Below are 19,955 nucleotides of genomic sequence, written 5' to 3'. Positions count from 1 at the left end.
TCTAGGCCGGTTTAGCCTGACTGTGGCAGCGATCACGCGGACCGGCAAGGTGGCGGATCCGCCACCTTGACAAGGCGTTCGAGTAACTCGGCGCGTGCGATTTCCGCGGCGTGCGCGGCTTTTTCGGCGTTCTCGGCCACCGCGATGACGTAGCCGATCCGGTCGCCGTTCGTCGTCGGCGGGGCGACCTCGACGCCAGGAGCGTAGTGCACGCGGACGATCTCGGGCGGGAGAACGAGATCGCTGGGCAGCTCGGGTGCGACGCCGGGGAACGGTGCGGTGAGGAACCGGATCGCCGCGCCACGCCGGGGGATTTCGCGGTGCTCGTGCGGCTCGCCGAGCGCGTCGAGGAGGGTTTCGCGCATGGGGTCGCGCCCGGTCGCGAGCACGAGCAGCTCGAAGATCCGGTCGCCGCCCATGCGCCGGTTGATCTCCGTGACCGCCGGGCCGTCGTCGGTGAAGACGAACTCGACGTGCGACGGCCCGGTGCGGTGACCGAGCGCCTCCACGGCGCGGATCGCTTCGATTTCGAGCGCGCTCGTGTCGATCCTGGCCGGGACCGTGTGGCCGAGTTCGAGGAAATGCGGCGGCCCGGAACACTCCTTCTCGGTCACCGCGAGCACCTCGTGGTCGCCGTCCACTGAGCGCACCTCGACGCTGAATTCGGGGCCGCGCAACCGTTCCTCGACGAGCACGGGTCCGTTCGCCGCAGCCGAAGCGTGCCGCCAGGCGCCGGGGACGTCTTCGGGTCCTTCGATCGCGTGCACGCCCGCTTTCGCGACGCCGATCGGCGGTTTGACCACGGCCTGGAAGCCGAGTTCGCGCGCGAAGTCCATGACCGCGCTTTCGCTCGCGCAGAGCCGGAATCGGACTGGCCGCGTCGCGGTCGCGGCGAGCAGCTCTCGCACACCGGCCTTGTCGACGTCGAGTGAACCGACCGGCCCCGGCACCGACCGCACGCCGAGCGCCGTCGCGATCGCTGCCAGCGCTGGCAGGGCGTAGTGCCGCACCCCGACCACGACATCGACCGGATCGGCGGCGTGGATCCGCGTCGCCGCTTCGACGGCCGCCGCCACGTCGGTGTAGTCGACCGGCACGTAGCGGTAGACCCAGTCCGCCTCGCGGCCGTCAGGACCCGGCTGCAGCAACGAAACCCGCGCGGGCAGCCCGACGAGCCGGTTCGCCAGCTCCGGCCAGGCGCCGACCATCAGCAGATGCACTTGTCCCCCTCAAGACACGAGCTGAAGCCGCGCGATCCGGCGCCGCAGCAGGACATACCCGGCCGCGTCGGCGAAGAGCACGAGCGAGGCCGACAGCCAGAACCCCAGCCTGCCCGCCGCCGAGCCGTCGAGCAACGCGCCGGCGAACAAGCCCGCCGCCGCGCCGCCGATGGCCCACGCGGTGGTCATGTAGCCAAGGTATACGCCGGTCGACCCGGCGGGCGCGAGCTGCACGGCGATCACCTCGGCGGCCGCGAACAACGCGAGTTCGCCCGCGGTGAGCAGCGCCATCGCGGTGTATAACGTCCAATACGGCTGGGCAATGCACAGCGCGCAGCCAACCGCCATGAAAAGCGCGGAGCAGACCAGCGTCCCGGCGCGCTGCGGCAAGGTGTGCCCGTCGGTCCGGCGGCCGACGCGCTTTCCGAGCAGTACGACGGCGAGCGCGTTGAGCGCGTTGATCAGGCCGACCTCGAGATACCCGAGGCCCCGGCCCGCGGCTTCGAGTGGCAGCGCCGCGACGAGCAGCGACATGCCGAACCACAGCGGGACGGTCAGCAGGCAGTACCCGGCGAACCCGCGGTCGGCCAGCGGGGCGAGTGCCTGCCGCCAGAGCGAGGTGACCTTCGCCGACGGGCGCCGCACTCGCCGGAACCGGACGACCGCCGCCACGGCGCTGGCGACGTAGAGCACCGCCGAGATCGCGAAGACCGCACGCGGTGCGCCGGCGGCCGAAAGCCCGGCCGCGACGAGCGGGCCGAGGAACGCGCCGACGTTCGTGGCCACGTAGAACCCGGCGAAGGCCGAGGCGGTGGCCGCGTCGGCGAGCACCACCTTGCTGCTCGCGTTGTAGGCGAGCCCGCCGAGCCCGTCGACGGTCAGCGCGACCAGCCACAGCGGGAACGACATCGACGAGGCCAGCACCAGGTAACCGGCGGCCTCCAGCAGCAGCCCGGTGACGAGCACCCGCTCGGGCGCCCAGCGGTCGCAGAGCAGGCCGACCGGCACGGCGAACGTGCGGCGGCAGAGCGTGTGGACGGCGATGAGCAGACCGACCTCCGCGGGCGCCATAGCGCCGGCTTGGAGCGCGATCGAGCCCAGCAGCGGGATGGTCAAAAAGTAGCCGAAGCTGGTGACCACCCTGGTCGAAGCGATGAAACGGTGCATCCATGACCCCCAGAGCCGCCGATGATAGAAAAAAGTTCCGGCGGGTGTCGATCGGTGGCGTTGCCCGTTCGACCTTGGGGTGAGAGGGTCCCGGCAGACGGGGTCCGAAGACATCTGGGAGACACGACCATGAAGTACATGCTGATCATGCGGGCCACCGACGAGACGTTCAAAGAGTTCCAGAACCTCGACTTCACCGAGATCATGAACGCGATGGGCAAGTTCAACGACGAGATGATCCGGGCGGGCGTGCTGGTCGCGGCCGAGGGCTTCGAGGACCCGGCCAACACGGTCGTCGTCGATTACTCGGGCGAGACGCCGGTCGTCACCGACGGCCCGTACGGTGAGACCAAGGAACTCTTCGGCGGCTTCTGGGTGATCAACGTTTCCTCCAAGGAGGAGGCGGTCGAGTGGGCGAAGCGGGCTCCGATGGCGGGCGCGGGCAGCAAGACGGAGATCAGGCGGATCACCTCGATCGACGAGTTCCCGCAGGACAACGAGTGGATCAAGAAGGAGCGGGCGTGGCGCGAGGCCACCGGCCAGCTCTGACCCTGGGGAGGACGTGTGGCCGATCCGACCGGCCGTGAGGCCGTCGCCGCCATCTGGCGTATCGAGTCGGCGCGGATCGTCGGTGCGCTCGCGCGCTACACCGGCGATTTCGCGCTCGCGGAGGACATCGCCCAGGAGGCGCTGGCCGAAGCACTCGTGAACTGGCCACGCGACGGCGTGCCGGGCAAACCGGCCGCCTGGCTGCTCACCGTCGGCAAGCGCCGCGCGATCGACGCGTTCCGCAGGCGCTCCGCGCTCGACGAGCGGTACACCGCCCTCGCCCACGACCTGGGCGAGGGCGGTGCCCTCATGACCAGCGTGCCCGACGATCCGGCCGACGACGTGCGCTGGGACCCGGACCAGATCGACGACGACGTGCTCGCGTTGATGTTCATCTCGTGTCACCCCGTGCTGTCGCGGGAGGCGCGCGTGGCGTTGACCTTGCGAGTGGTCGGCGGTCTGACCAGCGACGAGATCGCCAAGGCTTTCCTCGTGCCGACCGCGACCGTGCAGGCGAGGATCACCCGCGCCAAGAAGGCACTCGGTGCGGCGGGCGTGGCCTTCGAGGTCCCGCCGGCCGCGCAGCGCGCCGAGCGGCTGGGCTCGGTGCTGAGCGCGATCTACGTGATCTTCACGGAAGGTTCGTCGGCCAGCTCCGGCGACGACCTGATCCGGTTCGACCTGGCGGGGGAGGCGCAGCGGCTCGCGCGCGTGCTCGCCCGGCTGGTCCCGGACGAACCCGAGGTGCACGGGCTGCTCGCGCTGCTGGAGCTGACCGCCGCGCGGTTCCCGGCCCGCACCGGGCCCGACGGTGAGCCGGTGTTGCTCGATCAGCAGGACCGCCGCCGCTGGGATCGTGCCGCGATCCTGCGTGGGCGGGCCGCGCTGGCGCGTGCCGAAAAGGCGGGCCGAGGCCTTGGCGCGCATGGCTTGCAGGCCGCGATCGCCGAATGTCATGCCATCGCGCCGTCGGTCGAGGAGACGAATTGGGAGCGCGTGGTGCTCCTGTACGAGGCTTTGGGGAAGCTCGTGCCGTCGCCGGTGATCGAGCTGAACCGGGCGGTGGCCGTGTCGATGGCGCAGGGGCCCGAGGCGGCGTTGCCGTTGGTGGACAAGCTCGTCGCCGCCGAGGCGTTGCCGAACACGCATTTGCTGCCGACCGTGCGGGGAGAGCTTTTGACCCGGCTCGGCCGCGCCGACGAGGCTCGCGTGGAGCTGGAAGCCGCGATGCGGCTCTGCGGCAACGAGCGCGAACGCGCCGTCCTGCGGCGCAAGCTCGACGACCTCGGCTGATCGTTTCCGCAGGTCAGGACTCGTGAGTGTTCCGGCCGGTTAGAACCGGCCGGAACACTCACGACCTCTGACCTGCGCGAAAGCGGGAAGATCCGTCCTACTTTCGTCAGTTCTGGCCCGCCCGGTTTGTCGCGAGGATGGGGTTTCACCCGGCCCGGTGGGGAAGGCCGGGCTCTGGAGATCCCGCTGCCCCTCGCCGGGCGTTGTCTGAGGAGATTGTGACGTTGGGAAGATCCTCGTTGTCGCGTGGCAGAACCATCGCCACGCTGGCGGTCGCCGGTCTGGTGGTCGCGTTGCTGCCCACCGCGGGCTCCGCGGCCCCCGCCGGACCGGCCAGTCCGTGGACCAAGGTCGAGCCGGGCGCCGCCGCGCGGTCGGCCAAGCAGGCCAAGGAACCCGAGATCAGGACCGAGCGGTTCGCCGGGTTCACGCTCGACCGGCCGATGATGGCCTCGGAGCTGCAGCGAGTCGCCCCTCAGTCCGCCGAGGAGGTGCTGCTGCCGACGCCGGAGGGGACCGTGCAGCGGTTCTCGCTGGTGGACACGCCGGTGATGGAGAGCGGCCTCGCCGCCAAGCACCCGGAGATCAAGACCTACTCGGGCAAGGGCATCGACGACCCGACCGCGACCGTCCGCGCCGACCTGACGCCGCTGGGGTTCCACGCCTCGGTGCGCTCGGCCAAGGGTTCGTGGTTCGTCGACCCGTACTACAAGCGCGACCGGAGCCTGTACGCCAGCTACTACGGCCATGACCTGGCCAACCCGGCCGGGCCACTCGTCGAGCACGAGGACATCGAAGAGCTCGTCCAGGACGTGCTGCCCGCCGACGCCGGTCCGATCGTCAAGCTGCGGACCTACCGGCTGGCGCTGGTGACCGATCCGTCGTACGCCACCTACTTCGGCGCGGAGAACGTGACCGCCGCCAAGGTCACGCTGGTGAACCGGGTCGCGCAGATCTACGAGGACGAGACGGCCATCCGGCTGTTGCTCATCAACGACACCGACAAGACCAACCTGAACACCGTCGAGCAGGCGACCGGGCCGAACGGCCCGTGCGGCGCGGCGGCCTGCTACACGACCGCGCAGATCGCGGGCTGCACGGGCAGCCTGCTGAACCGCAACCAGATCGTGCTGGGACAGCTGGTCGGCGCGAGCGCGTACGACGTCGGGCACATCGGGCTCGGCGTGAACGGCGGCGGTGTCGCCGGGCTCGGTGTCGTGGGCGGCAGCGGCAAGGCGCGTGGCTGCACGGGCCTGCCGACACCGGTCGGTGACTTCTACGCCGTGGACTACGTGGCGCACGAGGTCGGCCACCAGTTCGCGGGCAACCACACGTTCAACGGCACCCAGGTGAACTGCTCGGGTGGCAACCGCAGCGCGGCCAACTCCTACGAGCCGGGCAGTGGTTCGTCGATCATGGCGTACGCCGGGATCTGCCAGCAGGACAACCTGCAGCCGCACAGCGACCCGTACTGGTCGCAGCGCAGCTACACCGAGATCTCGACGTTCACTTCGACCACCCGCCCGGTGATCAGCGAGGTGCAGAACGTTTCCCTGACCGCGTTCGACGGCACCGACTCGTTCACGCTCTCCTACGGCGGGCAGGCCTCGGCGGCGATCGTGCGTGGCACGAACTACACGGCCGCCGGGATCAAGGCCGCGATCGAGGGCACCCAGGGCTGGCCGGCCGGCGCGACCGTGAGCGTCTCCGGCTTCGGCGGCGGCGTGCTCAACGACACCGGCTTCCAGGTCGCTTTCGGCGGAGCGCTCGCCGGGGTGGATGTCCCTTCGCTGACCGTGACGGGCACCGGCACCAGCGGGTTCGCCGGTGAGACCGTCGACGGCGGCCCGCAGGAGAACATCGGGTTCAAGGTCGAGGACACCGCGAACCACGCGCCGGTCGTCTCCGTCCCGTCGTCGTACACGATCCCGGTCCGCACCCCGTTCGCGCTGAACGGCAGCGCGACCGACGCGGACGGCGACAAGCTCACCTATCTGTGGGAGCAGAACGACCGCGGCGCGGCGGCGGGCACGGCGCTGGTGAACAACACCAAGACCGCCGGTCCGCTGTTCCGCCAGTTCGGCACCGCGGCGATCGTGACCTCCGAGGACACGCTCAAGTACTACTCGCCGGGCGAGAACGCGGTGAACGGCGAGACCAGCCGGGTCTTCCCGGACTACCCGCAGATCGCGGCGGGCAACACCAACGCCAAGACCGGCGCCTGCCCGGCTGCCCCGGCGCCGCCGGCCGCGGTGCCCGCCGCGCTGGTGGACTGCTTCTCGGAGTTCCTGCCGACCGCCGACTGGGTCGGGTTCACCGGGGACCGGACGCTGCACTTCCGGCTGACCGCGCGGGACTACCGGCCGGGCGGCGGTGGCATCGGCACCGGTGACACGGCGTTGAAGCTGGCGTCGACCGCCGGTCCGTTCCTGGTGACCTCGCAGGCCACCGGCGGTACCTACCCCGGCGGTTCGGCGCAGCCGATCACCTGGGACGTCGCGGGCACCAACGTGGCGCCGGTCGACGCGGCCAACGTGAAGATCTCGCTGTCGACCGACGGCGGCCTGACCTTCCCGCACGTGCTCGCCGAGAGCACGCCGAACGACGGCAGCGAGACGCTGACACTGCCGGACTTGGCCACCACGAAGGCTCGTATCAAGATCGAGGCGGTCGGCAACGTCTTCTTCGACCTGAGCGACGCCGATTTCACCATCCAGGCCTCGCCCCGGGTGACGCTGCCCGCCGACTCGCCGGTCCAGTACAGCGACGCGGTTTCCTTGCCGGTCACGGCTTCGGACCCGGACAGCCCCGCCACCGGCCTGACCGCGACCGCGGCCGGGCTCCCGGCCGGACTGTCCCTTGTGGACAACGGAGCCGGCGCGTGGACCATCTCGGGCACCGTCACCGCGGCGCCGGGCTCGTACCCGGTTTCCGTCTCGGTGAAGGATGACTCCGGCCTGGTCGGCAAGTCGTCGTTCGTGCTGCAGGTGAAGCCGGAAGACGCCGTCGCCACGTACACCGGCGACGCGCTGGTGTACGGCGGCTCGGTGCTGCTGCGGGCGACCGTGCAGGACAACACCGACGCCACGCCGGGTGACGTCCGCACCGGCACGGTCACCTTCTCGGCCGGTGGCCAGGCGCTGTGCTCGGCTCCGCTGGCGCTGCTCGGGACCGACGCCACGTCCGGGTCGGGCAGCTGCACCGCGCAGCTCCCGCTCGGCGCGCAGCCGGTGACGGTCACCGTCGGCGGCAACTACGCGGGCACGGCGGCGGGCTCGGTCGAGCTGGAGCGTTCGCAGGTCAGCGGGGCGATCGTCGCGGGCAGCCTGCGTGCCGCGAAGTCGGCGGGCTCGTTCGCGGCGGCGCCAGGGTCGAAGATCGACCTGTCGCTGGTGCTGGCGCACGCCAACGCCAAGACGAGCGGCCTGGGCACGGTCACCTTCCAGTCCGGTGGCAAGCGGTACCAGGTGCTCGCGTCCGCGTTCGACTCCTTCGGCGCCAAGGCATCCCTGCAGTCGGGCTCGCTCGACCTGCGTGCCAAGGCCACGCTGAAGGAGGGCTCGCGGGTGGTCGGCTTCGGGCTGACGCTGCGGGTCACCGCCTCCGGCGGGTTACTGGGTTCGCACGGCGCGGCTTCGGTTTCGCTCTATGACGGGGAAAAGCTGCTGTTCTCGTCCGAGTGGACCGGCGCCTCGACCGCGTCCGTGCCGCTGACCGGCGGCGCGGTGCTGGTCGCCTGATCGAGGTCCCCTCGTGGTCACCGCGGTGACCACGAGGGGTCTTGGCCTCAGGCGGCCCCGAGCGCGACGAAGGACCACGCGGTCGCCTGGCATACCGGGTCGTCCTTGGCTTCGCGCCGGGCGACCGCCAGCGACTTGGCCATGGTCTCGCCGCGGCGGAGGCCGTCGTGCAGGCCGAGCATGAGCGGCACGGTGGCCTCGTCGTTGACCTGGACCAGGCTGGCCACGATCCCCGCCGTTCCCAGTGGCAGCAACGCCGTGGCCAGGCCGAGCAGCTCGTCCGCCCCGACCGGCTGGAGGCTGCCCGAGTCGCAGCTGGACAGCACGATCCGGAACGGCGCCCGGCGCAGCCGCTCGAAGTCGTAGCCGGTGATGGAGCCGCTGTCGACGCGGATCGAGGAGAACAGCGGGCTGTCGGCGCGGAACCTCCCGTGCGCGGCGACGTGCGCGAGTGAGCTGCCGTCGAGTGCCGCCAGCACCTGGTCCGGCGTCGCCGCGCCGTCCCTCAGCACTTGTGCTTCGTAAAGGCCGGTCAGGGTGGACAGTTCCGCGGCACGGCTGACCAGTCCCGGCCCGCCGACCAGCACCACCTTGTCCCGCTCCGGCCGGGCGGCGAGCTTGGCGTTGAGCCAGGCGATCGCCGACGGCGCGACGCTGTGCGCCACGCCGGTGAGGCAGGGCAGCGCCGCCCACGGCACGGCCTGGAGCCGCCCGGGCGGGACGATGACGACCGGGCCGTCGCCGACCAGTTTCGCCGCCGCGCCGAACAAGATCTCCTGCAGCGCTTCGCCGGCCACCCTGAGCCGGTCGAACAGCCCGCGTCCCGCTCCCGGTCCGTAGGCGAGCCTGCGCAGTACCCAGCGCGCGGCCTCGACAGCCGCGGTGGCGGCGGCCATAGTGCCCGTCTTGACGCGCCGGACGCGGCCGTCGCCGCAGACGAGCACATGCAGGTCCCCGTCGACGGCGACGATCTCGAACAGCCGCTGCTCGCCGAGGGTGTCGAGCAGCGCCGTGACGTCGAGCCGGGTGCGTGCGCCCGCCTCGGTGTCGCCCGGCGTTCTCCTTACCCTGTCCTGAATTCGGCGTTCCAGCCGGTCGGTCCGCTGGATGAGCCGGGCGGCCGGGGCGCCGTTCGCCCGCGCCTGGTCGATCCGGCTGGTCAGCTCCCGCAGCGCGACGAGATCGCGCTGGATCCCGGGGTCCGCGGGCGGGTGGACCGAGGGCACGGCACACGCGGTGGCGCGCCACCGCTCGCTCCACGAGAGCAGCTGCCGCGCGCGGCCATGACGCAGGCACGCGGTCTGCGCCAGCGCGGCGAGTTCGAGCCCTTGCGCGGTGGCCCTGGCCCGCAGTTCCGGCGCGCCGAGGGTGAGGCGGTGCTCGTCGAGCAGATCGAGGCCGCGCCCGCTCGCCGTCAGCGTGCGGCGGGTGTCCCCGGTCGACGCGGCCAGCAGCGCGACGGCCAGCCAGCCGTCGACGCGGGACAGGGCGGTGCCCCGGTTCCTCCACCGCGCGGCGGCCAGCAGATGCGCCGTGGACGAGCGACGGCGGCCGAGCGCGAGCGCCGTCCTGCCCGCGAGGAGGTGCGCTTGGAGCACGCCCGGCGCGTTGAGCGCGTCAAGACGCCTGGCCGTCTCGGCGGCCTGGGCGAGCAGCGAGGCGGAGTGCCCGGAGACGGCGAAACGGGCTCGCAAGTGCAGAAGGCGCGCGTGCTGACGCCACCACGTACGCCGCTGCGAGGTGAACAGCGCCACCGCCTCGGCCGCGCGGTCGAGCGCCGTCCGCGCGCCGCCTGCCGCCAGCGCCGCGTGGCCGGCGGTGAGCAGTAGTTCGGCCTTGCGCGTCGCCTGGCCGTTGCGGCGGGCCATGTCCGCGAGTTCGGTGTCGGCTTCGGCCAGCGCCTCCTGGGGCAGGCCCGCGGCGAGCAGCACCGCGCAGCGGTCGGCGATCAGTTCGGGCATCGGCGTGCCCAGCAGCCGGAACCGGTGGTTCGCCTCGCCGAGCAGGGTCAGCGCGGTGGGCAGGTCACCCGCCCGGAACGCGGCCAGCCCCCGGTTCTGCACCGCGACCGCCGAGTCGTGGTCCTGGTCGGTGTTCGCGAACAGCCGCTCCGCCCGCGCGAAGTCGGCGTCGGCCCGCATCACGGCCCCCAGCCCGAGTTCGATGTGGCCACGCAAGGTCAGCGCCCGCGCCGTCCAGATGGTGTCGCCGGACTTGCGCAGCAGCGGCACCGCGACGCGCAGATCGGCCAGCGCGTCATCGTGACGGCCGAGCACCCACAGCGCGGCACCGCGGCGGAACCGGACCCTGGCGCCGTGTTCCCCGTCGGCGTCGGCGACCGCCCGGTCGAGCACCGCGAGCCCGGCCCTCGTCTGTCCGGTGTGGACGATCGCGATACCGAGCGTCGCGCGCACATCGGACTGCCGCTCCGCCGAGCCCGCCTGCTCGGCCAGCCTCAGCGCGCGGCGCAGATGGGTGATGGCCGTGGACAGGTCGCCGAAATCGCGTTGGACGACGCCGAGCGCCTGGTGCGCGATCGAGGCTTCGTACGCGGTCGGCTTCCCGGCGAGCACCTGGCGGGCGAGCCGCGCCGCTTCCCTCGGGCGTGCGAAGACCAGGCGTAACAGGTCGCCGGGTGCTCCTCTCCCCACCAGATCAGGCTAGTCGGACTTCGAGGACGAATCCACGCGCCGATGTATCAGATCGGGCACCACCTGCATCACGCTCTCGATGTCGGCTGTCCTAGGGAGGGAGACGTACAGATGAATGACCCAGGTAATGACCCAGGTGCGGAATACGCAGGGAAAGGCCGCGTGGCTTTGCCGGTCTCGCAGTACCAGGACGTGCTGGCCGCGTTGCCGGAGGGAACGAAGCTCGATCGGATTCCGGAATGCGAGGACCTTCCCGCCGAGGTGATCTGGCAAAAAGACCACATTTTGCTGCGCGGTGACATTTCGTTGGAAGATGCCGAGCTGAAGGCACGCGGTGCCGTACTGGCGAAGGTCGATGGCAAAGTGCAGAAAGTCAGACCGGGTTTGGCGCGGCTCGTGAAGATCAACGGAAACGCGCGGGAGGCGGTCGAGGCGCTCAGCGGGAGGTTCGACGGCGGGATCTGGCTGAACCACCTGATGACCATCTGCGGGGTGAACATGTGCCCGGCCGACGAGCCGATCCCGGTGCCGAACAACCACCTGCCGCTGCCGCGCTGGGACAAGGGCGGCGAAGGCGGTAAGGGCGTCTTCGTGCGGGTGATCGACACAGGGCTCGCCTACGGTTGGCGGGAAGGGCACGACTGGGTCGCCGATGAGATTCAGGTGACGGGGGACGAGCTGGATCAGGGCAACACCTACCGGCCGGCCGGGCCGACGGCCGGGGACATCAAGCTCGACGTCGGCCATGGTGCGTTCATCGCGGGCATCCTGCGCTGTATCGCGCCCAAGGTGAAGGTCCACGTGGACAACCTCTTCAAATGGGCAGGGACGATGTTCGAGTTCCAAGTCCGGGACGCGATCCTCGCCGCGCTGGAGGCCACGCCGGCGCCGAACATCATCAGCCTCTCGGCCGGGTGCACCACACTGACCGGGAAGCCGCCCCGGGCCATGCAGGAGGTCATCGACGTGATGAAACCACTGGCCCATAAACCCTTGCTGGTCGCGGCGGCGGGCAACGACGGTCTCGGCGAGGGCGATCAGTCGCTGTTCTATCCCGCCGCCTTCGCGCAGGACCACGGCGATTTCGTGGTGGCCGTCGGCGCGCTGCGGCAGGATCGGAAAGGCCGCGCCTGCTTCAGCAACTTCGGCGACTATGTGTCCGTCTACGACGATGGAGAGCGCCGCGTCAACGCGTTCCCGAAGGGGTGGTACACCTACCACGAGCCGATCACCTACAACGCGGGCTCGCACCTGGCGAAGTGTTACTACTACCAGCCTGACCCGATCTACCTCGGCTGCACGTGTGTGACCGGAATCGACCAGGGCATCAGAGTGCAGTTCGACGGGATGGCGCGGTGGAGCGGCACCTCGTTCTCGACACCGATCGTCGCCGCGAAGGTGGCCAAGCAGATGTCGTCTACCGGTGACCCGGACGCGAGGCACGCTTGGGAAACCCTCTACAGCCACCATCAGGTCGTCGTCGACCAGGCGGGGGGCTACAAGCTGAAGGTCCTGCCGTAGCCGGTGCTCAGAGCAGTGTCCAGCTGGTGACGGTGGTCGTGCCGTCCTCGGCCAGCACGCGCAGCCTGGTCGGCCCGCACGGCAGGTTCGTGAAGGCGAACCAGCCGTCCGGGCCGGTCGTGGTCGACTGACGGGCGCCCGCGGAATCGGCCACGACCTCGCCGGCGGCGCCGAGGAGCAGCCCGGCCACCGAGCGGCCGCCTCGGTCCGCCGTCACCTGGAGCTCGACCGAGATCCTGCCGGACTCGAACGACAGGAGCCGGATGTCGTCGTCGCCGCGCACGAGCTCGGGCTGGAGCGAGGAGTCGAGCAGCAACGCGGCCAGTTCCTCGTCGACCAGCCGGGTGCTCAGCGCGGCGCGGGCCCGTTCGCTGACCAGGCGTGGCACCGGGTCGGCTTCGGCCGCGATCCGGCGGAGGTCGGCCATCAGCTCGTCGTCGGTGCTCATCGGCCTCGCTCCTGCAGGAGTTCGTCGCTCTCGGCGATCGTGCGCAGCTGTTCCAGGCACCGGCGGCGGGTCGGGCCGATGGAGCCGATCCGCATGCCGAGCGCCTCGGCGACCTCGGCGTACGCGGGTGGCGGAACGGCCATCAGCACGCGCAGCAGCCTTCGGCACTGGTCACCCAGTTCGGCCAAAGCGGCCCACAGCGCCGAGTCCCGTTCCCGGCGCAGCAAGGCTTGTTCGGCGGGCGGCGTGGGATCGCGGCGGTCGAGCGGCGTGTCCGTGGTGATCGGGTCCCGGCTGGTTCTCCTGATCGACTGTAGGCATTCGCGCTTGGCGGTGGTCGCGAGCCACGCCGCGAGCCGATCCGGCTCGGCGATCCGGTCGATGTTCTCGACGAGCCGCAGCCAGGTCATCTGCACGGCGTCGCCCGCGTCCGCGTCGCTGAGCCGATAGCCGCGCGCGATCGACCAGACGAGGCTCTCGAACCTGGCCACGAGCGCGTTCCAGGCGGCCTGGTCGCCGGCCGCCGCCGCGGTGAGCAAGCCGCCGACATCCATGTGGGCCTCCGTGTCCCTCACCCTTACAGAGGCAGCTTCCTCGCTTCCTGATGCAAACGCAGCCACTATTCGTCTGATGGCCCGCTATCCGCATGCCTCCACGAATCGCCTTACTCCGGCTGGATTCCCGGCCCAATGCGTGTGCAGGTAGGAGGCGTGGATCGCGCCGTCGACGAAGCCTTCCGGGCCGTGCCCCGCGCGATTCCAGGCAGGCCGCTCCCCGGCGGCGGGCGTGCACACCGTCCGGTGGAATTCGTGGCCGTGCACGGTCGTCCCGGCTTCGGCGAGGCACGAGTCGGTGACGGCGACCGCGCGCCGGTAGCCGAGCGTCAGCCTCGGGTGCATCTCGGCTTCGGTCGGGATCAGCCCGCACATCGGATGGCCGTCGAGTGACTTGGCGAGGTAGAGCAGCCCGGCGCATTCGGCGGCGATGGCGCCGCCCTCCCGCGCCAGCCTGCGCACGTCGGCCCTGAGTTCGGCGTTGCCGGCGAGCCGCTGGGCGTGGACTTCCGGGAAGCCGCCGCCGATCACCAGGCCTGAGGTCCCGGCGGGCAGGGCCGGATCGTGGATCGGGTCCAGCGGGACGACCTCCGCGCCGCAGGCGGTGAGCAGCTCGGCGGTTTCGGCATAGGAGAACGTGAACGCCTCGCCGCCGGCGACCGCGATGCGCGGCCTGCCAGGCAGCGGGCTCCCGATCGCCTCGGCCGGGTCCCACGCGGGCCCCGGCAGCGGCGGCGCGGTGTTCGCGAGCGCCAGCACGGCGTCGAGGTCGACCGATTCGGTGATCAGCTCGGAGAGTGTCCGGACGGTCTCGAGCGCGGGCGCCGCTCGCTCGGCGACCGGGACGAGGCCGAGATGCCGCGACGGCGTCGCGATCTCGGCGCGGCGCCGGACGACGCCGAGCACCGGCATCCCGATGTCCTTCAGCGCGGCGGTGAGCATGGCTTCGTGGCGGTCGGAGGCGACCCGGTTGAGGATGACGCCGCCGAGGCGCACATGCTCGTCGAAGTCGCGGAACCCCGACACCAGCGCCGCGACGGACGCGCCCTGTGACGAGCCGTCGACCACGAGGATCACCGGCGCCCGCAGCAGCTTCGCGACGTGCGCGGTGGAGGCGAACTCCGGCTGGGCCGCCATGCCGTCGAACAGGCCCATCACGCCCTCGACGACGGCGACGTCCGCCTGCCGCGGGGTCCGCACCCCGTGCAGGAACATCGGCACGATCCGCTCTTCGCCGACCAGGAACGGGTCCAGGTTGCGGCCGGGCCGCCCGGCCGCGATGCCGTGGTAGCCGGGATCGATGTAGTCGGGGCCGACCTTGTGCGGCGAGACCGTCAGCCCGCGTGCCGACAGGGCCGCGATCAGCCCGGTGGCGATGGTCGTCTTGCCCTGCCCGCTGGCCGGTGCCGCGATGACGACGCGCGGAACGGCCGTCATGAGCGACGTGTCCCGCGGCCGAGCACGGCCACCGCGGCCATGGCCACCGCCGCGGCGCCGTACGACACGGCACGCGACAGGGTGACCGCGCGCGCGATGTCATCGGTCACCGGCGGCTTGCCGTCGCCCAGCAGCGGGCGGTCCTCGGTCCGGTAGGAGTAGACCGTCCGGCCACCGAGCCGCACGTCGAGCGCACCGGCGAAGGCCGCCTCGCAGACACCGGCGTTCGGGCTCGGATGCGCGGCCGCGTCGCGGCGCCACGCCGAGATCGCGGCGGCGGGGCGGCCGCCTGCCAGCGGTGCGCAGGCGGCGACGAGCAGCCCGGTCAGCCGCGCGGGCACCAGGTTGGCCAGATCGTCCAGCCGCGCGGACGCGGTGCCGAACCGCTCATAACGGTCGTTGTGGTGCCCCACCATGGCGTCGAGGGTGTTGGCGGCGCGGTAGCCCAGCAGGCCGGGGATTCCGGCCAGCGCGCCCCAAAAGAGCGCTCCGACGACGGCGTCGGAGGTGTTCTCGGCGACCGATTCGACGACCGCGCCCGCGACGCCGTCGGCGTCCAGCACCGAGGGGTCGCGGCCGACCAGCCGGGGCAGCAGGCGCCTGGCCTCGTCGAGATCGTCCGCTCGCAGCGCGGCCGCGATGCGCTCGGCGTCACGCCCGAGGCTGGTCCCGCCCAGCACGGTCCAGGTCGCGACGGCGGTGAGGATCGCGCTTCGCCTGCCCAGCCGCTCCGCGAGCACTCCGGCGCCCGCCGCCGCGGTGACTAGTGTCACCGTGTAGGCCAGACCCCGGCCGCGGCTGGGGGCCCACATCCGCTTTTCGAGCGCGAGCGCCGTCGAGCCGAAGCCCGCCACGGGGTGGAACCGCGCGGGATCGGCCAGAATCCGGTCGGCGAGCACGCCGATTCCCAGTCCCAGCGCACGGCTTTTCCACCGGACTCGTCCCGTCACCGCCACCGAACTCCCAAGATTCTCGCCGTGCGTCAACGGATGTGACCAGATGCGGCGGCCCGCGTCAACCACGTCGCGGCGATCTTCGGATCACGGGCGCGCCGGTACACTGGACCGGCAGTGGTAGATCCGGCCCAACGGCGGAGGATGACATGTCGATCGTGCTCAGCAAGATCTATACCCGTGGCGGTGACGACGGCACCACCGCGCTCGGCGACATGTCGCGCACGTCCAAGACGGACCCTCGGCTCGACGCGTACTCGGCGGTGGACGAAGCCAACGCCGCGCTCGGCCTCGTGCTCGCGCTGGGCAACCCGGACGAGGAGATCACCGCGGTCATCCGCTGGATGCAGAACGACCTGTTCGACGTCGGCTCGGACCTGTGCAGGCCGATGGTCGAGGGCGACGACAAGTCCAGGGTGGACGATGGCTACGTCCAGCGGCTGGAGAAGGCGATCGACCGGCTCAACGAGGGACTGCCCGCGCTGCGCTCGTTCATCCTGCCCGGTGGCACGCCCGCCGCCGCGCTGCTGCACTCGGCCCGCACGACCGTCCGCAGCGCCGAGCGGCGCGCCTGGGCGCTGATCGAGGCCGTCGGCGAGGAGGGCGCGAACAAGGCGACCGCGCGGTACCTGAACCGGTGCGCCGATCTGCTGTTCGTACTGGCCCGGCTGGCGAACAAGGAGGTCGGCGACGTCACCTGGTCGCCGGGCGAGAATCGATGACGTCCACCTCTCCGCCCGCTGGTAGGTCCGAAGTGGACAGAGAGGTCACCTCGATGCCGGCGTTCTACGACGTGATCTCGCGCCGCAGGGACGTACGCGCCGAATTCACCGGCGAGCCGATCGACGGCGCGACGCTCCGGCGGATCCTCACCGCGGCGCACGCCGCGCCGAGCGTCGGCCTCAGCCAGCCTTGGGATTTCATCATCGTCGAGGATCCGGCTGTCCGGAAGGAATTCCGCGAGCACGTGCTGCACGAGCGCGAGGTCTTCCGCGAGCAGTTGAGCGACGAGGAGGCGAAACGCTTCGCCGGCATCAAGATCGAAGGCATCCTCGACGCCTCCGTCGGCGTCGTGGTCACCTACGACGCCGATCGCGGCGCTCCGGCGGTGCTCGGCAGGCACGCGATCGCCGACGCGGGCACGTATTCCGTATGCCTGGCCATCCAGAACCTGTGGCTGGCCGCCACCGCCGAAGGCATCGGCGTCGGCTGGGTGAGCTTCTACCGCGAGGAAAAGCTGCGCGAACTCGTCGGGCTCCCGGAGCGGATCCGGCCGATCGCCTGGCTGTGCGTCGGCCCGGTCACCCATCTGGAGACGGTGCCGGATCTCGAGCGGCACCGCTGGCGCGACCGGATGCCGCTGGACACGGTCGTCCACAGTGACCGGTACGGCCGACCGGCCGAGCTGGCCGACTGACCACAGTGGACGGTCAGCGTCACTCGCGGCGCAGCAGGTAGGTGTCCAGCACCCAGCCGGTGCGCTCGCGCAGTTCGGCGCGGGCCGCGACGATCTCCTCGATCACCTCGGTGAGCGGCCCGGAGCGCAGCACCTCCTCCGGCGTGCCGATGTTGGCGCCCCAGTAAATCCTGACGCCGGGGTCGTCGATCGCCTGGCAGGCCAGCGCGTCGTCCAGCATGACGGCGGTCGTGCCCTCCGGCGGTGAGGGATCCGCGGTGAGCCGCCTGCCGGTGGTGATGACGACCTGTTCGCCGATCTGGTTCAGCGGAACGCGGTGCCGGGCGGTGAGCGCCTGCAGGCTGGTGATGCCGGGGATGACTTCCCAGTCGAACTCGACGTTGCCGCGGTCGAGGATGTTGTGCACCACGCGGATGGTGCTGTCGTACAAGGACGGGTCGCCGATCACCAGGAACGCCGCGCAGCCGTCCTCCGGCACATCTTCGAGCAGGGTGGCCTCGAGCGCTTTCGCCCGCTTGGCGTGCCAGTCACGGACCGCGGCTTCGTACTCGGTCAGCGAAAGACCGTCCGCCCGCCTCGGACGGCGAGGGTCGGGGATCTCGACGATCCGGTAAGGACGCTCGCGCAGATGCCTGCGGCAGATCTCTTCGCGGAACTCGACGAGCTGGCGGCTTTCCTTGCCCTTGTCGAGAACCATGATCACGTCGACCCGGTTGAGCGCCCGCACCGCCTGCAGCGTGATCATGTCCGGGTCGCCCGCGCCTATCCCGATCACCAGCACCGTGCGCACGCGTGAACCTCCACCTGGTCGTCCCGACGGTGCTCACTATGCCCTATGGAATTCAAGGCCACGGGAACTCCGGACGGCACGAGGACGACTATGTCCGTGTGAGCTGCGAGATCTTCCGTGAAGCGCTGTCGGCCCGTGTGGACTCCGAGCAGGGGCCGCTGCCCGATGACCAGGTCGACCAGCACCTGGCCACCTGCCAGGCCTGCCGTACCTGGTACGAGCGGAGCCAGCGGCTGCGCCGGTCGATGCTGCTCCGCAGCGCGCCGGAGGTCCCGGACCTGACGGCTGTCATCCTCGAGAACTCCCCGCCACCCTCGCGCGAGAAGTGGGGTCTGCGCGTCGCGCTGGCCATGGTGGGCCTGGTCCAGTGCGGGCTCGCGTTCGCCCAGCTGCTCGGCACCGAAACCGGCCTGCACGGCGGGCATGGCGGCGCGGGCGCCGAGCATCTGCTCAACGAGGGCGCCGCGTGGAACCTGGCGATCGGCATCGGCCTGCTCTGGGCGGCGCTGCGTACCAGGGCCGCGGCCGGTCAGCTGCCGATGATCACCGGGTTCGTGCTGGTGCTCAGCGCGGTGTCGGCCAGTGATCTGATCAACGGCCAGGTGAGCGCGACCCGGCTGGTGACGCACGTGTTCCTGGTCGTCGGCCTCGCCCTGCTCTTCGCGGTCTACCGGCAGCACCGGGCGCGCCTGAGGCCGGACCCGCTCGTCGGCGACGCGCTCGGCACCGACGAGTGGGCCGAACCGGCCGTCGAAGGCACGCTGGCGCTGGCGCCCGACCACGAAGAGAGCCGTCCCGTGCGCCGCAGGCCGACCGGGCGTCACGCGGCGTAGCGCACGATGAATCGCGGGTGAACCTCGTTCTGACAACGTCGCCGTCCTCCTACACGCACGAAGGACGCGGTGATCGTATTGTCGAATGTCAAAACTCTCCATGTTTGCAAACAGGTATTCGCCGGCGCGGCGTTGACGACCATGTTCGGCCTGGCCGGAGCGGCCACGGCACATGCGGCGCCGCCACAGGATCCGTGCGCGTGCCCCCACACCGGCAAAGGCTCCGTGCCGCACCAGCCATACACACCGGTCACGCCGGACAGCCTCAAGCGGGCGATCGAAGCGCTGAAACCGGCCCCGAAAGTGGAAAAGGCTCCGGTCAAGAAGGCCGCGCCGCCCGCGAAGCGGCAACAACCCGCCACGCCGAGCAAGCCGAAAGACAAGCCCAAGCAGGACAAGAACGAAAAGCATCACGACTCGGATGCCCCGAAGCCGGAAAAGAAGGACAATCACCGGTCCGACGACAAAGACAAGAAGCCGGACAAAGGGAATCGTGAAGACGGCGAGCACCATGACAAGAAAGGGAGCGAGCGGAAGGGCGATAAGTCCCAGAAGGAAGAGTCCCACAAGGACGAGCACAAGCGGGACGAGCGCAAGAAGGACGAGCGCAAGAAGGTTGAGCACAAGGAAAATGAGCGCGAGAAGGTCGAGCATAAGGACCGCGACGACCGGGGCGTCTCCGAGCGCGCTCATGAACCCGAGCCGCGGCAGTCGGCGCGGGAGACCGAGCCAGTGCCCGACGAGCCCGAGCGCACCGACCCGGCACCGGAAGTAAGGCCCGCGGCCAAAGTCAAGCTCGCCACCTACCAGCCCGTCGGCAAGGTCCAGCTCGCGGACTACAAGACGGCCAAGAACCGCACCGCCGCGACCACGAAGCTCGCCCGGAAAGCCGCGGACGAGCCACCGCCACCCCGCGACCTCTACACGGTCGACTTTCCCGTGCAGGACCGGGGCCTGCCTTTGTACGTCGGCGCCGACGTCGTGCTCAAGGAGCTGGAACGATGCTTCAACTGCTCATTCCCCATCGACGGGGCTCCCGCGCATTTCCCGGCCGAGGGCGAGCATCTGCCGTTGTCCGCGTGCGTGCTGCCGGGCATCTGCATGGACGCGCCGGTCAAGTCCTACAAACTGATGGAGAACGGGCAGTTCAAGGGCCTGCGCTTCGTCGCCGAACCAGGTCATTTCGACGGCGCGGGCTCGACCATCGAATTCCGGTTCGGCAATGACGCCTCGGGAAAGCTGGTCTTGAACGTGCAAGCGAAAGTGGTGGACCCCGCGGTGCCGGACTTCGTCAACAAGGCCGTGGCAAGCTACAAATGGTCCGACTTCGCCGACGCTCTCTCGGCGAACATCCGCGAGCATCAAGGGGTCAAGTAGGCATC

Annotated in this window: 16 protein-coding genes; 8 read left to right on the top strand and 8 right to left on the bottom strand. The window is 70.6% G+C overall.

Annotated elements, in window-relative coordinates; genetic code table 11:
- Positions 1-32 precede the first annotated feature (32 nt).
- A complete protein-coding gene (locus tag BLV57_RS06960; RefSeq protein WP_091287659.1) occupies positions 33-1,220 on the bottom strand; it encodes an ATP-grasp domain-containing protein in 1,188 nt (395 codons plus the stop codon).
- A 9-nt stretch (positions 1,221-1,229) separates the two neighbouring features.
- Positions 1,230-2,387, bottom strand: a complete 1,158-nt coding sequence (locus BLV57_RS06955) for an MFS transporter (protein WP_176968514.1) — start codon at positions 2,385-2,387, stop codon at positions 1,230-1,232.
- Between the two features lie 129 nt (positions 2,388-2,516).
- Here BLV57_RS06955 and BLV57_RS06950 point away from each other — a divergent pair, with 129 nt between their 5' ends.
- From BLV57_RS06950 to BLV57_RS06940, 3 genes are all read left to right on the top strand, one after another.
- Entirely contained in the window at positions 2,517-2,936 is a 420-nt protein-coding gene (locus BLV57_RS06950) for a YciI family protein (protein WP_091287657.1), read from the top strand.
- Positions 2,937-2,951: 15 nt separating this feature from the next.
- The gene (locus BLV57_RS06945) at positions 2,952-4,229 is read left to right on the top strand and encodes an RNA polymerase sigma factor (protein ID WP_091287656.1); all 1,278 of its coding nucleotides are present in this window, start codon (positions 2,952-2,954) and stop codon (positions 4,227-4,229) included.
- A 239-nt stretch (positions 4,230-4,468) separates the two neighbouring features.
- The gene (locus BLV57_RS06940) at positions 4,469-7,969 is read left to right on the top strand and encodes a reprolysin-like metallopeptidase (RefSeq protein ID WP_218134622.1); all 3,501 of its coding nucleotides are present in this window, start codon (positions 4,469-4,471) and stop codon (positions 7,967-7,969) included.
- 47 nt (positions 7,970-8,016) lie between these two features.
- Here the strand turns inward: BLV57_RS06940 and BLV57_RS06935 are convergent, their stop codons facing one another.
- Positions 8,017-10,620 carry a CHAT domain-containing protein gene (locus BLV57_RS06935; protein WP_218134620.1) on the bottom strand — a complete coding sequence of 868 codons (2,604 nt, stop codon included), beginning with the start codon at positions 10,618-10,620 and terminating at the stop codon, positions 8,017-8,019.
- 42 nt (positions 10,621-10,662) lie between these two features.
- On the opposite strand from BLV57_RS06935, the gene BLV57_RS06930 reads away from it, so the two are divergent.
- On the top strand, positions 10,663-12,141 hold the full coding sequence (locus tag BLV57_RS06930) for a S8 family peptidase (RefSeq protein ID WP_091287654.1): 1,479 nt from the start codon (positions 10,663-10,665) through the stop codon (positions 12,139-12,141).
- Between the two features lie 7 nt (positions 12,142-12,148).
- Here the strand turns inward: BLV57_RS06930 and BLV57_RS06925 are convergent, their stop codons facing one another.
- From BLV57_RS06925 to BLV57_RS06910, 4 genes are all read right to left on the bottom strand, one after another.
- Positions 12,149-12,589 (bottom strand): carboxypeptidase-like regulatory domain-containing protein, encoded by a 441-nt coding sequence (locus BLV57_RS06925; RefSeq protein ID WP_091287653.1) that lies wholly within the window; start codon positions 12,587-12,589, stop codon positions 12,149-12,151.
- On the bottom strand, positions 12,586-13,143 hold the full coding sequence (locus BLV57_RS06920; protein WP_091287652.1) for a sigma-70 family RNA polymerase sigma factor: 558 nt from the start codon (positions 13,141-13,143) through the stop codon (positions 12,586-12,588). The genes BLV57_RS06925 and BLV57_RS06920 overlap by 4 nt, the downstream gene beginning before the upstream one ends.
- An 84-nt stretch (positions 13,144-13,227) precedes the next feature.
- Complete coding sequence (locus tag BLV57_RS06915) at positions 13,228-14,580, bottom strand: cobyrinic acid a,c-diamide synthase CobB (RefSeq protein ID WP_091287651.1); 1,353 nt, start codon at positions 14,578-14,580, stop codon at positions 13,228-13,230.
- Positions 14,577-15,530, bottom strand: a complete 954-nt coding sequence (locus tag BLV57_RS06910) for a cobalamin biosynthesis protein (protein ID WP_091287934.1) — start codon at positions 15,528-15,530, stop codon at positions 14,577-14,579. Before BLV57_RS06910 ends, BLV57_RS06915 begins: the two co-directional genes overlap by 4 nt.
- Positions 15,531-15,682: 152 nt before the next feature.
- Here BLV57_RS06910 and BLV57_RS06905 point away from each other — a divergent pair, with 152 nt between their 5' ends.
- Positions 15,683-16,255 (top strand): cob(I)yrinic acid a,c-diamide adenosyltransferase, encoded by a 573-nt coding sequence (locus tag BLV57_RS06905; protein ID WP_091287650.1) that lies wholly within the window; start codon positions 15,683-15,685, stop codon positions 16,253-16,255.
- A 53-nt stretch (positions 16,256-16,308) separates the two neighbouring features.
- Positions 16,309-16,950 (top strand): 5,6-dimethylbenzimidazole synthase, encoded by a 642-nt coding sequence (gene bluB / locus BLV57_RS06900; protein WP_091287933.1) that lies wholly within the window; start codon positions 16,309-16,311, stop codon positions 16,948-16,950.
- Positions 16,951-16,969: 19 nt separating this feature from the next.
- On the opposite strand, the gene cobF is transcribed toward bluB, so the two are convergent.
- Positions 16,970-17,740, bottom strand: a complete 771-nt coding sequence (gene cobF / locus BLV57_RS06895; RefSeq protein WP_091287649.1) for a precorrin-6A synthase (deacetylating) — start codon at positions 17,738-17,740, stop codon at positions 16,970-16,972.
- Between the two features lie 2 nt (positions 17,741-17,742).
- Here cobF and BLV57_RS06890 point away from each other — a divergent pair, with 2 nt between their 5' ends.
- Positions 17,743-18,573 (top strand): zf-HC2 domain-containing protein, encoded by an 831-nt coding sequence (locus BLV57_RS06890; RefSeq protein ID WP_245757183.1) that lies wholly within the window; start codon positions 17,743-17,745, stop codon positions 18,571-18,573.
- Between the two features lie 69 nt (positions 18,574-18,642).
- Positions 18,643-19,950, top strand: a complete 1,308-nt coding sequence (locus BLV57_RS06885) for a hypothetical protein (RefSeq protein WP_143046998.1) — start codon at positions 18,643-18,645, stop codon at positions 19,948-19,950.
- Positions 19,951-19,955: the final 5 nt, after the last annotated feature.

This window comes from Amycolatopsis xylanica (assembly GCF_900107045.1).
Lineage (GTDB): Bacteria > Actinomycetota > Actinomycetes > Mycobacteriales > Pseudonocardiaceae > Amycolatopsis > Amycolatopsis xylanica.
This window is presented reverse-complemented; position numbering and strand designations above follow the sequence as displayed.